The sequence below is a fragment of the Novosphingobium sp. GW821-FHT09E05 genome (genome assembly GCF_059416165.1).
Window position 1 is genome coordinate 1,779,825 of the sequence record NZ_JBWKOQ010000001.1, and the last position, 14,335, is coordinate 1,794,159.

The 14,335-nt window shown below is 68.7% G+C and carries 14 protein-coding genes; 7 read left to right on the forward strand and 7 right to left on the reverse strand.

Annotation, left to right across the window (positions count from 1 at the left end):
* Window positions 1-183 precede the first annotated feature (183 nt).
* Both AC07M9_RS08380 and AC07M9_RS08385 read right to left on the reverse strand, forming a co-directional pair.
* Window positions 184-474: a DUF2218 domain-containing protein gene (locus AC07M9_RS08380; protein ID WP_494882913.1), complete on the reverse strand. Its 291-nt coding sequence runs from the start codon at window positions 472-474 to the stop codon at window positions 184-186.
* Entirely contained in the window at window positions 471-1,223 is a 753-nt protein-coding gene (locus AC07M9_RS08385; protein ID WP_494882914.1) for a PadR family transcriptional regulator, read from the reverse strand. Before AC07M9_RS08385 ends, AC07M9_RS08380 begins: the two co-directional genes overlap by 4 nt.
* Before the next feature lie 148 nt (window positions 1,224-1,371).
* Here AC07M9_RS08385 and AC07M9_RS08390 point away from each other — a divergent pair, with 148 nt between their 5' ends.
* The 5 genes from AC07M9_RS08390 to AC07M9_RS08410 all read left to right on the forward strand — a co-directional run bounded on the left by AC07M9_RS08390 (window position 1,372) and on the right by AC07M9_RS08410 (window position 7,539).
* Window positions 1,372-4,101 carry an ATP-dependent DNA helicase gene (locus AC07M9_RS08390; RefSeq protein WP_494882916.1) on the forward strand — a complete coding sequence of 910 codons (2,730 nt, stop codon included), beginning with the start codon at window positions 1,372-1,374 and terminating at the stop codon, window positions 4,099-4,101.
* 29 nt (window positions 4,102-4,130) lie between these two features.
* Window positions 4,131-4,694, forward strand: coding sequence for a SixA phosphatase family protein (locus AC07M9_RS08395; protein WP_494882918.1), 564 nt, complete (start codon window positions 4,131-4,133; stop codon window positions 4,692-4,694).
* Between the two features lie 164 nt (window positions 4,695-4,858).
* On the forward strand, window positions 4,859-5,671 hold the full coding sequence (locus AC07M9_RS08400) for an SDR family NAD(P)-dependent oxidoreductase (RefSeq protein ID WP_494882920.1): 813 nt from the start codon (window positions 4,859-4,861) through the stop codon (window positions 5,669-5,671).
* Between the two features lie 79 nt (window positions 5,672-5,750).
* Window positions 5,751-6,278 carry a nuclear transport factor 2 family protein gene (locus tag AC07M9_RS08405; RefSeq protein ID WP_494882921.1) on the forward strand — a complete coding sequence of 176 codons (528 nt, stop codon included), beginning with the start codon at window positions 5,751-5,753 and terminating at the stop codon, window positions 6,276-6,278.
* 181 nt (window positions 6,279-6,459) lie between these two features.
* A complete protein-coding gene (locus AC07M9_RS08410) occupies window positions 6,460-7,539 on the forward strand; it encodes an ABC transporter substrate-binding protein (RefSeq protein WP_494882923.1) in 1,080 nt (359 codons plus the stop codon).
* Here AC07M9_RS08410 and AC07M9_RS08415 read toward each other — a convergent pair whose 3' ends face one another.
* Both AC07M9_RS08415 and AC07M9_RS08420 read right to left on the reverse strand, forming a co-directional pair.
* On the reverse strand, window positions 7,540-8,346 hold the full coding sequence (locus tag AC07M9_RS08415) for a TauD/TfdA dioxygenase family protein (protein WP_494882925.1): 807 nt from the start codon (window positions 8,344-8,346) through the stop codon (window positions 7,540-7,542). It abuts the gene before it with no gap.
* A 10-nt stretch (window positions 8,347-8,356) separates the two neighbouring features.
* Complete coding sequence (locus AC07M9_RS08420) at window positions 8,357-9,160, reverse strand: SDR family NAD(P)-dependent oxidoreductase (protein WP_494882927.1); 804 nt, start codon at window positions 9,158-9,160, stop codon at window positions 8,357-8,359.
* Between the two features lie 105 nt (window positions 9,161-9,265).
* Between AC07M9_RS08420 and AC07M9_RS08425 the strand changes: the two genes are divergently transcribed.
* Together AC07M9_RS08425 and AC07M9_RS08430 are read left to right on the forward strand one after the other, a co-directional pair.
* Complete coding sequence (locus AC07M9_RS08425) at window positions 9,266-10,447, forward strand: DUF1214 domain-containing protein (RefSeq protein WP_494882929.1); 1,182 nt, start codon at window positions 9,266-9,268, stop codon at window positions 10,445-10,447.
* Complete coding sequence (locus tag AC07M9_RS08430; protein ID WP_494882930.1) at window positions 10,447-11,235, forward strand: SDR family NAD(P)-dependent oxidoreductase; 789 nt, start codon at window positions 10,447-10,449, stop codon at window positions 11,233-11,235. Before AC07M9_RS08425 ends, AC07M9_RS08430 begins: the two co-directional genes overlap by 1 nt.
* 119 nt (window positions 11,236-11,354) lie before the next feature.
* On the opposite strand, the gene AC07M9_RS08435 is transcribed toward AC07M9_RS08430, so the two are convergent.
* From AC07M9_RS08435 to AC07M9_RS08445, 3 genes are all read right to left on the reverse strand, one after another.
* Window positions 11,355-12,272 carry an acyl-CoA dehydrogenase family protein gene (locus AC07M9_RS08435; RefSeq protein WP_494882932.1) on the reverse strand — a complete coding sequence of 306 codons (918 nt, stop codon included), beginning with the start codon at window positions 12,270-12,272 and terminating at the stop codon, window positions 11,355-11,357.
* Window positions 12,272-13,417: an acyl-CoA dehydrogenase family protein gene (locus AC07M9_RS08440; RefSeq protein WP_494882934.1), complete on the reverse strand. Its 1,146-nt coding sequence runs from the start codon at window positions 13,415-13,417 to the stop codon at window positions 12,272-12,274. Before AC07M9_RS08440 ends, AC07M9_RS08435 begins: the two co-directional genes overlap by 1 nt.
* 94 nt (window positions 13,418-13,511) lie before the next feature.
* Window positions 13,512-14,276 carry an SDR family NAD(P)-dependent oxidoreductase gene (locus AC07M9_RS08445; RefSeq protein ID WP_494882936.1) on the reverse strand — a complete coding sequence of 255 codons (765 nt, stop codon included), beginning with the start codon at window positions 14,274-14,276 and terminating at the stop codon, window positions 13,512-13,514.
* Window positions 14,277-14,335: the final 59 nt, after the last annotated feature.

Below are 14,335 nucleotides of genomic sequence, written 5' to 3' on the forward strand. Positions count from 1 at the left end.
GCGCGCTCATTGGCGAAAAGCGCGATTTTCGCAAGTGTGGAGTGGGTACGGTCGTCGTCCCCGGCTTGACCGGGGGCCGCTGGCAAGGCCGCACCCACCTCGCGGGAAGCTCGGGCAGCTGCCGGCGACGTCTCGCCTCAAGGGTGCCCGGCGGTCCCCGCTTTCGCGGGGACGACGCGATAATCAGCCCCGCCAGGACCACTCATACGCCAGCGGTGCTTCGCGGAACGCGAAACGGTCGATGTGGCTGGCGATCACGCCAGTGAGCCGCTCGACGTCGGCGCGGTCCTGGCCGGTGATGGCGATGGCGATGCCGGTCTCGTCCGCCGCCATCGTCGCGACGGCGGTGGGGAAGGTCACCGTACCGGTATCCCCCTCCACCTGCGTCTCCAGCTTGTGGCTCCAGTGCTTGCAGAGCTGGCGCACGTACTTGCCGCCGCTGTCGGTCTTCACCGTGGCTTCGATGGTGTTCAAGCCTCGATCCTTTCGATCTTGCGGGTGGCCTCGTCGATGATGTCGGCCACCTTGAGGATCAGGTCGCGGTCGGCCCCGTCGTGCGACAGGCGGTCGAACACCGAGGTCTTGAGCGCATGGAAAGCGCGGCGGACCGGAGCGGGATCGACCTTGTCGCGCCGTGCGGCCAAGGCAGTCAGGCGCTCCTTGAGTTCGGCGATCTTCTCGGCATCCGCCTCGACCTTGGCGCGGCCCTCGTCGGTGACGCCGAAAGCCTTGCGTGCCGTCTCTTCGGCGACCGGCGCGATCAGGCCCGATTCTTCCATGTAAGTTAGCGCCGGGTAGACCACGCCCGGGCTCGGCGCATAGTCGCCGCCCGAAAGCGCCTCGATTTCGCGGATCAGGTCGTAGCCATGGCGCGAAGCCTCGGCGATCAGCGCTAGCAGCAGGGTCTGAAGTTCGGACTGATCGAACAGGCGCTTGCGCCGTCCGCCACCGGGGCCGCGACCACCGCCGCCGCCGCGCGGACCCCCGGGAAAGTCTTCCCCGAACCCGCGACCGCCGAAGCCACCGCCAAATCCGCCGCCGAATGGACCCGAGCCGAAGTGCTCACGCTCCATTCCGTGCCTGCCACGGCGACCGAACATCGCGCGGACTTCCTCTACGCCCTGCATTGCCGCGGCCATCATGGCCTCGCGATCGCGGCCATGGCCAAATCGGCCGCCTCTGCACCCACGGCCATGGCCGCGTTCGTCGTTCATATTTCTCATCTGGGTTTTCCTGTCTTGCATGATGGCTCTAAGATATATCTAGAACAGTCCAACGCAAGAACAAAAAGTGTAACCGGACGTAATTATTGCGTGCGCATCGCCCGCCCCGCCGTTTTCAATCCCCGCGCTCGTCCCTAAGACGGAGGCCATGGCCGCCCTGTTCCTTCCCGCGCTTCACGCCAGCCACGGCGGCTGCTGGCTGCGCGAAAGCGGCGGACCGCGCACGATCTCCAAGGGTGAAGCGGTGATGGCGGCGGCGGACACCCCGCAGCTGATCCTCAACGCACCGCTGCTGGCGACCCGGCTGGGCTACCCGGACCTCTCTGGCCTCGACCTGCTCGAACTCTACGCCTTCGTGCATCCCGCACGCTTTGTGGTGCCCACGCCCAAGGGCCTTGCCCATGCGCTGGGCCTCGCGGAGCCTGCCGGCGACCCCGACGTGCCCCGCCTCCTCCAGGAAGCCGCCGGCGCCCTGCTGGAGATGTGCGAGAGCCCTACCTGGCCCGAGCGCGAAGGCGCCTGGACCTCGCTCCAGTCGCTGATCCGCATGCGCTGGCCCTGGGCCACCTTGCTCACGCCGCGCATCGCCCGCCCGCATCAGGCCGAGCGCTGGCTGTTCACCAGGCTGCCCGAGTGGGAGGAAAGCCCCGAGCCCGCGCAGCCCCGCCAGGTCGTGCTCGACGAGACCGAAGTACTGGCCCGCCTCGCCCACCTCACCGGCTCGACCGCCGAACAGCGCCCCGGCCAGCGCGCCTATGCCGCAGAGGCCGCCCACGCCTTCGCCCCGCGCGAGCGTTCGGGACGGCCGCACGTCCTGCTCGCACAGGCCGGCACCGGCATCGGCAAGACCTTGGGCTATCTCGCACCCACCTCGCTGTGGACCGAGCAGTCCGGCGGCACCGTCTGGGTCTCCACCTACACCAAGGCACTACAACGCCAGCTGCGCCACGAAAGCCGCCGCGCCTGGCCCGAGCGACGTGCCGATGGCACCCGCCCGGTCGTGGTGCGCAAGGGCCGTGAGAACTACCTATGCCTCCTCAACCTCGAGGACGCGTTGCAGGGCGGCTTCTCCGGCCGCGCGGCGATCCTCGCGCAGTTGGTGGCGCGCTGGGCCGCCTACACCCGCGACGGCGACATGATCGGGGGCGACCTGCCCGGCTGGCTCGGCACCCTGTTCCGCCAGCGCGGCATCGCGGCGCTGACCGACCGGCGGGGCGAGTGCGTCTACGCGGGCTGCCCGCATTACCGCAAATGCTTCATCGAGCGCGCCACCCGCGCCAGCGTCGGCGCCGACCTCGTGATCGGCAACCATGCGCTCGTCATGGTCAACGCCGCTCGGGGGCGAGACCCGGCCTCCCGTCCCACCCGCATCGTCTTCGACGAGGGCCATCACGTCTTCGACGCCGCCGATTCGACGTTCGCCGCCGCGCTCACCGGAGCCGAGGCGATCGAGCTGCGCCGCTGGGTGATCGGCCCGGAAAAAGCCGCCAAGGGACGCCGCCGGGGCCTCGCCGCACGCCTCGCCGACATCGCCAGCTACGACGAGGCCGGCGGCAAGGCGATCACCGACGCGCGCGCCGCCGCCGAAGCCCTTCCCGGCGACGGCTGGCTCCAGCGCATCGGCGAGAACGCCGCCTCCGGCCCGCTCGAGGAACTGCTCGCCGCCGTGCGCGCCACCGTCTACGCCCGCGACGAGAGCGGCGGGCAGGACGCCGGCTATGCGCTGGAAACCGAGGCGGCCGGCCTCGAAGGCGCCTTCGTCGAAATCTCGCAGGCCGCGCGCATGGCCCTCGCCGACCTGCGCCAGCCCCTGATCCGCCTCGGCATGCGGCTGGAAGCGCTGCTGGAGGAGCCGCCCGACTGGCTCGATGGCCCCGGCCGTGCCCGCATCGAGGGCGCACGCCATTCGCTCACCTGGCGCGTCGATACGCTGGCGGCGTGGGAATCGCTGCTGAACCGCCTCGGCGGCGCGGCCGACCCCGAGTTCGTGGACTGGCTCGCGGTCGACCGCTCCGATTCGCGCGAGTTCGACATCGGCATCCACCGCCGCTGGCTCGACCCCATGAAGCCTTTCGCCAAAGTCGTGCTCGAACCGGCGCACGGCGTCGTGCTCACCTCGGCGACCCTGCGCGACGGCGACGACTGGACCAAGGCCGTGGCCCGCTCGGGCGCCGCGCAGATCGACGTCGCCCCTCGACTTTCCACGCACCAGAGCCCGTTCGACTACGCCGCGCAGGCCGAAGTCCTGATCGTCACCGATGTGCCCAAGGGCGATATCCCGTCGCTAGCAGCGGCTTATGGCCGCCTTATCGAGGCGTCGGGCGGCGGCGCGCTCGGCCTGTTCACCGCCATCCGCCGCCTGCGCGCGGTCCACGGCCGCATCGCCGACCGCCTCGCCCGCGGCGGATTGCCGCTCTACGCCCAGCATGTCGACCCCATAGACACCGGCACGCTGGTCGACATCTTCCGCGACGATCCCGCCGCCTCGCTGCTCGGCACCGACGCCCTGCGCGACGGGGTGGACGTGCCCGGCCATTCGCTGCGGCTGGTGGTGATGGAGCAGGTCCCCTGGCCGCGCCCCTCGATCCTGCACCGCGCGCGGCGGCTGGCGAACGGCGGCGGCGCCTACGACGACACGATCATCCGCGCCCGGCTGGCGCAGGCGTTCGGCCGCCTCATCCGCAGCCGCGAGGACCGCGGGCATTTCGTCGTCCTGTCCCCCGCCTTCCCCTCACGCCTGCTCTCCGCCTTCCCGGCGGGCACGCCGATCCGGCGGGTCTCGCTGGAAGAGGCTTTACAGCGCGTGGCCGGCCATGCTTCAGGAGCCACGGCGGGCGCGCCCGGAGAGTCGGCTGAAGACTCGCGTCCGCTTATCTGATCCGCTCCCACGAGATTGGCCAAATCCTGATGAAGACCCTGGGCATTTTCCGCCACGCCAAATCGGACTGGAACGATGCGCGCCTGCGTGATTTCGACCGTCCGCTCAACAAGCGAGGCCGCGTGGGCGCCGGCGTCATGGGCAAGCACATCAAGGACTACGGGCTTGAGAACCACGTGGGCTGGAAGCGCATCCTGGCCTCGCCCGCAGTGCGCGTCACGCAAACCATCGAACTGGCCGGGGAAGCCGCCGGCGAGACCCCGCCGGTCACATGGGACCGCCGCATCTATCTCGCCAATTCGGCAACGCTGCTGGAAGTGCTGCGCGAGCAGGACGAACATGGCGCGCCCGGCTCGATCCTGCTGGTGGGCCACAATCCGGGGCTTGAGGACCTGATCTTCGACCTCGTCCCCGATGACGGCAGCAACCCCTTGCGCGACGTGGTCGAGGACAAGTTCCCCACCGCCGCGTTCGCCGTCCTGCGGCTCGACATCGCGCACTGGGCGGAACTTGCCGAAGGCTGCGCCCGCCTCGTCCATCTCGTCCGTCCGCGAGATCTCGACCCCTCGCTCGGTCCGAACATCGAGGACTGACGGCGCCAGCCAGGGCCGCTTGCGAACAGCCGCGACGGCACGCCTCCGCCCCACTCGCCTGTCGCACCGGGGGCCAACGAGCGTTGCGCTGATCGCTCCTGCGGTTTGCCCCGGCCCCCAGCCCGGCCTAGCTCAATTGCAGCCAGGATACCGCGGGAGAAGTCATGGATTTCCAGTTGCAGGGCAAAGTCGCCGTCGTCACCGGAGCGACCGCCAACATCGGCCGTGCCATCGCGCTCGACCTTGCCACCGAAGGTGCCATCCTGATCCTCGTGGGCCGCGATGCGAAGGCCGGCGCGAGGCTGGTCGAAGATTGCCGGCAGCGCGGCGCCGCCGATGCGACATTCGTGGAAGCCGACCTGCTGGACCCTGCCTCGCCCGACAAGGTGCTCCGAGCGGCCGAGCAGTTTGGTCCGGTCGCGGTGCTGGTCAACAACGTGGGCGGCAATGTCGACCAGGGCCTGTTCGTGAACAGCGACCCCGCCAAGTGGATGGCCGACATCGACCTGAACTTCGGCACCGTGCTGCGCATGACCCACGCGGTGCTGCCCGGCATGATCGCGCGCGAGGCCGGCGCCATCGTCAACGTCGGGTCGACTGCGGCGATTGTGGGCGACTACATGTTGCCGGTTTACTCCGCCGCCAAGGGCGCGGTGCACAGCTTCACCGTGGTGCTCGCCAAGGAAGTCGGCCAGCACGGCATCCGCGTCAACGCCATCGCGCCTTACGCGACGATCCCCACCGACCCGGCGAGCCTCAGCGCCGGGAGCCGCTTCAATCCTGAAACCGGGTTGTTCTCCAAGGGCGCCGCCAGCGTCAGCGAGGAAGACCGCGCCTTGCGCCAGCGCCGCACCTTCGTGGGCAAGCCCTTCGCCGCGCCTGAGGAGATGGCCGCGATGGCTACCTTCCTCGCGTCGGGCCGCGCCAGCTTCATCACCGGGCAGGTATATCCCGTCGACGGGGGCGCGCTGTTGTAACGACATACCTCCTCCGTTCGTGTCGAGCGAAGTCGAGACACGAACGGAATGGGGCAGGATAACAACGGGAGAGAACGAGATGGCCATCGACGAAACCGCACTCCAGTCGCTGCTCGACAAGGAGGCGATCCGCGAACTCGTGCTGCTCTATTCGCGCGCGATCGACCGGCAGGACATCGCCCTGCTGCGCGACCTCTACACCGAGGACGCCACCGACAGTCACGGCGATACCTTCGACGGCCCTGCGGATGGCTACTGCCGCTTTATTGAGGGCGCGTTTCCCTACATGCCCTATTCGGGCCATCACGTATGCAACCACCTCATCGCGGTCGAGGGCGACGAGGGCGACGGCGAGGTCTATGCGCTGGCCTACCACCTCATCCCCGGCCGCGACGGCGGGCGCGAGGAGGACTTCATGGCAGTCCGATACATCGACAACTACCGCCGCTGCATAGACGGCCGCTGGCGCTTTGCGAAGCGCGTGGTGACCTACGACTTGAAGCTGCGCCGCCCGTTCGACGGCGGCGGGTTGCTAGGCCTTCGCGAGCGCGACCCCAGCTACGAAGTCTGCACCCAGCCGCTGTTCGCGCGGGGGCCGAGGGCCTGACGCCGTCTTTTGGCAACCAGCCCCCTACGCAATGACAGAGTGACGTGGGGGAGGAGGGTGCACGTCGGCACCGCCTCCTTTCCCCCGGACGATGCAGCCTTTTCCCCTCTGGCTCATTGTCAGGGCCGACGGGACAGGCGCCAGCAATCGTGCGCGCCTGCCGTCTCCGGGGAGGAACTGCGTGCCAGCAAGCGGGTCAAAGACGGTGAAGGTCGGCATTCTCAACGACATGGCCGACTTCTCCGAACCGGATGATGGCGGCCCCATCCCCGGCGACGTCACCGGTTGGCTCGAGCGGGAAATCGGCGTGCTGCGCGACGCGGGACGGATCACCGCCCCGGTCGAGTTCGTCCATGCGTATGGCCTCGGCCTCCCCTCGGGCACCGCCGAAGCGGTCGAGCGCGCCTATCGCCAGCTGGCCGAGGCAGGGGTCGCGCTGATCGTGGGCCCGGCGATCGGCGACAACGCACTCATCGCCACACCGCTCGCCGAACAGCTGCGCATTCCCACGATCAACTGGGCCGGCGCCGAGCGCGCGCGCGGGCGCTACATGTTCCACCACCAGGTCGGCAGCCACGAGGACGAATCGCTGGTCATGGCGCGGCACATGGCGACGCTGGGATGCAAGCGCCTCGCCGTCGCCTACGACATCTCCCCGATCGGCACGCGGCACCTCAAGTACCTCGAGGATGAGGCCAAAGTGCTGGGCATCGCAATCGTCGCCAAGCACGGCCTTTCCCCGCTCGCCGACGATGCGGCCGAGACGGTCGACGCCTTGCTCGAAAGCGGCCCGGACGGGTTCGTCTACCTCGGGCTCGGCGTATCGGCGCCAGCGGTGGCGCGCGAGCTGTCGAGCGATGGCTGGGACGGACCGAACATCATGAACACCGCTGGCCTGCGCGGCTATCATGGCGACTTCGCGCGCGACTGCGAGGGCTGGTTCTACATCGACATGCATTCGGACACGAACGCGACCTTGCAGGCGCAGATGGCGCTGCTGGATGCACCGAGGCAGCAGGCTCTCGCCGTCGCCAAGGGCCACGACATCGGCCGTCTCGTCGCCGAGGGCCTCGCCCGCGCCACCGACCTCTCGCGCGAAGGCGTTCGCGTCGGGCTGGAGCAGGTGAAGTGGCTCCCCGCCGCCGAGGGCCACGAAGGCACCCTGCTCGGCTTCGGCATCCAGGACCGCGGCGCGCTCCACGGGCGCTACCTCGTCGTGCGCCAGTGGCTCGGCGGCGAGACGCGCGAAGTGGTCGCCTGATCAGGTCCTGACGTGGGGCGCGGTGCCCTGCGTGCCGACGATTACGCGCTGCAGGACCCGCCGGCTCACGCTGCCGATATTTCCCCGCGCGTGCTGGAGGGCGATGTTATCCCAGAAGATCACGTCTCCTCCGCGCCACGTATGCTCCAGCGTCCGCGCGGGATCGTAGAGCACCGCGAAGACCGCATGGAGCGTGCGGCGGCTGTCGTCCCGGTCCATGCCCTGCAACCGCGCAGTCTGCAACTCGCTCACCCAGAGCACGTCGCGCCCATTGTGCGGGTTGCGCAGCACCGCCGGACGCACGCCTTGCCGCAGCGCCTCAGGTCCGTCGCTGTCACAGGCGGCGACGTCGAGCACGGTGTAGTGCGGCGAGATCATGTCCTGCTCGCGCGCCTCCAGCGCCCCGCGCAGATCGACGGGCAAGGCCACCAGCCCGGCCTCGGCGCTGGCGAAGCGGGTGGAGGACGCATCGTCCACCACGTCCAGCGCATGGAGCGAGAGCGCATCGAAGGGATGCTCGGTATAGGCCGCATCGGAATGCCAGGCGAGCGGCGAGGCGCTGGGTCCGCCTGCCTCGTTGGACATCGTGCCGTCCTCGCCCTCGCGCAGCAGGATCGGCCCGAGCAGCGCGCAAAGCTCGCGCTGGCGCGCCATCGTCAACGCCTGCCCCCGCGCGAGGACGAGCGCATGGTCGCGCCACAGGTCGCGGAAATGGTCTTCCTGCGCGGCGGTCAGCGGGCGTGAGAGATCTTCCAGAACCTCGACCCCGAAGGGCTCGATGCGGCGGAAGTCCAGTCTCGCGGCCATGGCCTGCTCCCTACATGGACGGCGCGTAGCCGCCGTTGAGCGGATAAGTCTGCCCGGTGATCCACTCCGCCGCGCCCGAGCACAGGAACGTCACCAGCCCCGCCACGTCCGAAGACTTGCCGTAGCGGCGGATGGTATAGCGCGCCAACTGGGTCTTGGCGTGGTCGCTGGCCATGACTTCGGCCAGCTTCTCCTCGGGCATGTCGGGCATCAGCGAGGACAGCGAGACCGCATTGCTGGTCACGCCGTAGCGCCCCAGTTCCTTGGCCAGCGAGCGCACGAAGCCCTGCGCGCCCGCCTTGGCCGAGGCGTAGACCGCCAACTTGGGCTCACCGACGCGGCCCGAGTCCGAAACGATGGTGACGATCCGCCCACGCTTCGCCGCGACCATGTTGGGCACGAAGGCGAAGCAGGCGTTGTATACCCCGTAGAGATTGGTGCGCAGGTAACGATCCCAGGCGGAGGGGTCCTCCTCCCAGAAATTGAGCGTCGGGCGTAGCGAACCGCCCGGCCCCGCCATGCCGGCATTGTTGACGAGGATCGTCGCAGGCCCGAGCTTTTCCTTGATCGCAGCGTCCGCGGCCTTGATCGCGTCGAGGTCGCCCACGTCGAACGGCACCGCGAGCGCGGGTACGCCCATCGCGCGGATCTCCTCGGCCACCGCCTCGGCACGCTCGGGCACGAAGTCGTTCACCGCGATGCCGCCCGCATTGTGGCGTGCCAGTTCCAGCGCGATGCCGCGCCCGGCGTTCTGCCCGGCGCCGGTGACCACGGCGACCTGTCCGTTGAGGTCGAGAAGATCATGCGTGCTCATGTTCGTACCGCTCCCAATGCCCATTGCAGGCCTTTTAGATAGTATATACTCTCTAGTTATAGCGAGTCCCGGCGAGGGCCCGCGCAGGAGAGGATCACCCGGACGATGCAGCCATCACAGCCCGGTCCGCTCTCGGAGTATCTGGCCGATCTTGAAGAAGCCGTGGCGCAGATTGCCAAGACCTGGCGGCCCGACGATCCCGAATATCGCGCCGACGTTTACCGGCAGATCGTGATGCAGTTCTCCTACGCCTACTTCGCGTTCTTCCACGCCAGCGCCGAGCATCCGGACTGGGCCCCGCTGTGGAACCCGGTCTACACGCTGCAGCCCAACCCCGACGACATCTACCTCCAGAGCCCGGTCAGCCCCGCCTGCCGCTACCGCGTCAGCGGCACGCGCGGGACGGTGAAGATGATTACCTTCAACACCCAGATGAACAACGCCGGCTACCCCGGCCCGGTCGACATGACCGGTGAGCATTACGCCGACCTCGACGACCGGCAGCTGGCGATCGAGGCAGACGGCAGCTTCGAGATCCTGCTCTCGGCCGAGCGCCCGGAAGGCTACGCGGGCAACTGGCTGCAGATCAAGCCCGGCGCCACGCTGCTGATGGCGCGCAAGCGCGCCTACGACTGGGCGGGCGAGGTGGACCCGGTGCTCTCGATCGAGAACCTCGATGCGGTCGGCCCCAAGCCGCGCCTGTCGGTGGACGATATCCTCGATCGCATTCGTCACATGGCGGCGATGCCCGGCCGCGCGCAGCAGCTGTTCTTCGGGATGCAGAACCAGATCCGCTCGAGCGCCGGTATCAACGTGTTCCAGCCCGCCCCGATCGGCGGCGCCCTGTCGCGCCAGATCTACGTGCCTGCGGTGTTCGAGTTCGACCCGGGCGAGGCGCTGGTGCTGGAAACGGAGCTGCCGGCCACACGCCCCTACTGGAACTTCCAGCTCAACGACCCGTACTACAACGCGGTCGAATACGTATACCGCACCAGCAGCACCAACGGCCACTTCGCGCATATCGACAGCGACGGCAAATTCCGCGCGGTGATCGCGCTCGACGATCCCGGCGTGCCCAACTGGCTAGACCCGGCGGGCTTCCTGCAGGGCACGATCTACGGACGCTGGTACGACTGCGACAGTTGCCCGACGCCCACCCTCACCCGAGTGCCGCTGGACAAGCTGCGCGACCACTTGCCGCCCGATACGCCCTGGTTCTCGCCCGAGCAGCGCGCGGCACAGATCAACGAGCGCGTGCGCGGAGCGCAGCGCCGAAGGAGATGGTAATGCTCGAAGGATACGATCTCGCCGGCCGCGTGGCCCTCGTGACCGGCGGCGGTACCGGAATCGGCAAGGCCATCGCCACATTGCTGGCCCAGCGCGGCGCCGATATCGTGATCGCCGCGCGCCGGGTGGACGCCCTGGAAGCCGCCGCTGCGCAGATCGGTGCAGAGACGGGGCGGCGCGTGGAATACCTCCCCGCTGACGTTACCGACGCCGATGCGGCGCAGGCGCTGATCGACAGCGTGGTGGAGCGGTTCGGCCGGCTCGACATCCTGATCAACAATGCCGGCAAGTCGAGCTTCTCGGCCTTCTCGAAGATGCCGGCGGCGATGTGGGACAAGGACATCGCGCTCAACCTCAACGCCGCCTTCTACTGTGCGCATGCCGCCTTCCCGCACCTCAAGGCCAGCGGCAACGGCGCGGTGGTGAACATCTCCTCGCAGGCCGGTATCAGCGGCACGGCGGGCTGCGGGGCCTATTCGGCGGCGAAGGCGGGGCTGCAGATGTTCACCCGGGTCGCGGCGACCGAGTGGGGCGGCGCGGGCGTGCGGGTCAACTGCGTGGCGCCGGGCATGATCGCCACCGACCTCGCGCAGAAGGGCTGGGCGAAGACCGGCTTCGACGCCTTGGGAGCCGCCACCACCGCCTTCGCCCTGCGCCGCCCCGGCAAGCCCGAAGAGATCGCGCAAGCCGTCGCGTTCCTCGCCAGCGATGCGGCCAGCTACATTACCGGCGAGACCTTGGCGGTGAGCGGTGGGCCCGGACAGAAGGGCATGATCGACACGGACTGAGGGTCCGGCCGTCACCGCCCGAGCCCAAAAAAAGGCCCGCTACCCCCGCGAAGGCGAGGCCCTGCCTCCGTGGGAACGACGGGTTTACCAGTCTAGCCCCTCCCTCGGGGTCTAGAGTCCTACCCCCACAACGCTTCCGCCGCCGCCAGGCCCTGCTCCCCGCGCCCGCCCAGCTCAGCCGTCAGCAGCTTGAGCCGATAGGTCCACAGGTGCAGCGGATGCTCGAGCGTCATGCCCATGCCACCGAGGAACTGGTGGTAGTCGTAGCACACCCGCTTGGCCGCCTCCTGCGCATGGAGCAGCGCCATGGCGGCATCCCCCGCATCGCCGGTCCCGGCGGCACGCAGGGCGAGCCAGTAGACGCTGTTGGTGATGACCTGGTCCTCGGAAAGGCGGTGCCGCATGCCCTGGAAGGTCGCGAGCGGGCGGCCGAACTGCTTGCGCTCGGACACGTAGGTTACCGTGCTTGCCAGCGCCGCACCGAGCAGGCCCGCCGCCTCAGCCGCCACGGCGACGCGCCAGGCGCGCAGCACTTCGGCGGGGGCGACGTCGTGCGTGGTCATGGCCTCTGGCAAGCCGGTCAGCATGGCGACCGGGTAGGCGTAGAGCGTATGCTCCTGTGCGGGTGCGATCAGGCTAGCGTCCGCCGCGAAGCTGCGCACCCCGGACGGCCCCACGACCACCACCGTGGCGCCGGGCCGCAAGAAGCGCACTGGGTCGCCGATGCGCCCTTCCTCGACGAGGCAGAGCGGGCGCGGCAGGTCGGGATCGATCAGCGGGCGGACCAAAGCCGAAGCCGCCGCCTCCACCGCGAAAGGCAGGCGCGCCAATTTCTCCACCACCAGTGCGGCGGTGACGGGGCCGAGTTCCTCGACCGCCATGACGTCGAGGAAGCCGTTCTCGACGAGCGCGGCGTCCAGCTCGGCGCTCTCCAGCGCCAGCGACACATCGTGCATCGGCAAAGTCGAGTAAGGCCGCGCGAGGGCGTCGATGAAGTCGAGGACCTGGGTCTGGTCCTCGCTGAGGGCAAGCTGCATCAGCGCGGTTCCCGGGGCAGTTCCAGCACTTCGCTGGCGATGATGTTGAGCTGGATCTCGGCCGACCCGGCAGCGACGCCGGCGACGATGCCGCGCTGGTGATGCATCTTGAGGTAGGGCGAGGCACCGGCCAGCGCCTCGGGCACGAACTCGATGACGAATTCGCACACCGCTCGCTCGGCCATGACCGTGGCGTAGCGCGCCGAACTCGATTCCGCGCCGATGGCAAGACCATCGACGCGCTTCTGGACGACGGCGTAGTTGGCCGTCCCCGCCGCCTCGCACAGCGCCGCGCATCGCGCTGCCTCGATCCGAACGTAGTCGCGGGCGAAGCGGCCCTGCGCCTGAAGCATCGCAACCGCACGGTCGAGCGCGGCGCGGGCCAGCGTGAAGCGCGGGATGCCCAGGCGCTCGTTGCGGAGCGAATAGGCGACGATCTCCCAGGCTTGGCCTTCCTCGCCGAAGCGAGCGGTCTCGGGTACGGTCACATCGTCGAAGAAGACTTCGTGGATGTCGCCCTCGCCGATCAACGAGGGGATCTGGCGCACGGTGATACCGGGCGTATCCATCGGCACCAGGATGATGGTGATGCCCTTCTTGCGGTCGTCGCTGGTGCGCGTCAGCAGGAAGCAGGTGTCGGCAAGGCCCGCGTAACTGGTCCAGATCTTCTGGCCGTTGATGACGTAGTTACCGTCAGTCAAAGTGGCCCGCGTCCGCAGCGAGGCGAGGTCGGAGCCGGCGTCGGGCTCGGAAAAGCCCTGGCACCACAGCGACTGGCCCCTGGTGATCGGCTCGAGGTAGCGCGCCTTCTGCTCCTCGGTGCCGTACTTCTGGAGGGTCGGGCCGATCCAGTTGACGTTCATGTACTGGCCGCCGCGCGGCTCGCCCGCGATCCACATCTCCTCGGCGAGGATCTGCTGCTCCCAAGGGCCCAGCCCTTCGCCGCCCATCTCGACCGGCCAGTGCGGGAACAGGATGCCGGCATCGGCGAGCTTCACGCAGAACTCGCGCGCGAAGGCGGTCAGCGCGGGGGACGCGGGGCCATGCTCGGAGAACTTCTCCCAGTCTTCCGGCAGGTTGTCGTGCAGGAAGTCCCGGATCTTGTGCCGGAAGGCGTCCTGCTCGGGGGTCCATTCGAATTGCATCGGCGCGGCGCTCTCCAGTCCTCTGGCGGTGGGTTAGACCCAGCCTGCCTGCGCGAACAAGGGTGCGCCCCCGTTTACCGCCCCGACGAATGTCCTACCGCGCCAGCGCCGCCGGAGAGAGGTAGCGGGTGGTCGAAATGCCGCCGTCGACCGCGATGGTCTGGCCGTTGACGAACCCCGCCTCGTCGGAGGCGAGGAAGGCGACCATGTTGCCGATGTCCGCTGCAGAGCAGTCGCGCTGGAGCGGGGTCAGTTCGTGGTTGGTGCGGCGGAAGAAGTCGAGGTCCCAGAAGGCGTCGGTCATCTCGGTGCGTACCACGGTCGGCGCGACGTAGTTGGCACGCACGCCGCGCGGCCCGTATTCGGCGGCGAGGGTCTGCATGAGGCCGATCTGGCCCGCCTTCACCGTGGAATAGGCGCCTCCGCCCGGCGTGCCGTAGAGGCCCCAGGTTGAGCCGATGAACAGGATCGAGGCGCCCTCGCCCATCGTCCCCAGCGCCTCGCGGCAGAGGCGGAAGGGCGCGCGAAGCGAGATGTTCAGCACTTCGTCGAGCATGTCGTCGGTGGTCTGGTCCACCGGGCCGAAGTTGAATGAGCCGGCGTTGTTGACCAGCACATCGAGGCGGCCGAACTTTTCCACCGCGCCGCCGACGATCCGTGTGGGGGCATCGGCGGCGGTGGCGTCGACGGCGACGAAATCGAACTCTACGCTGCCGGCCAGCTTGTCCTTGAGGTTGCCGAGCTTGCCCGCGTTGCGTCCGGTGCCGAGCACCTTCACGCCCTTGGCTCCCAGCGTCCGCACGATCGCCTCGCCGATCCCCCCCGCCGCGCCGGTGATGATCGCTACCTTGCCTTGCATTCATTCGCTCCGTTCATTGCTGGTGGGCCTTTGCGTTTTGGCGCCAGAAAAGCGGGATC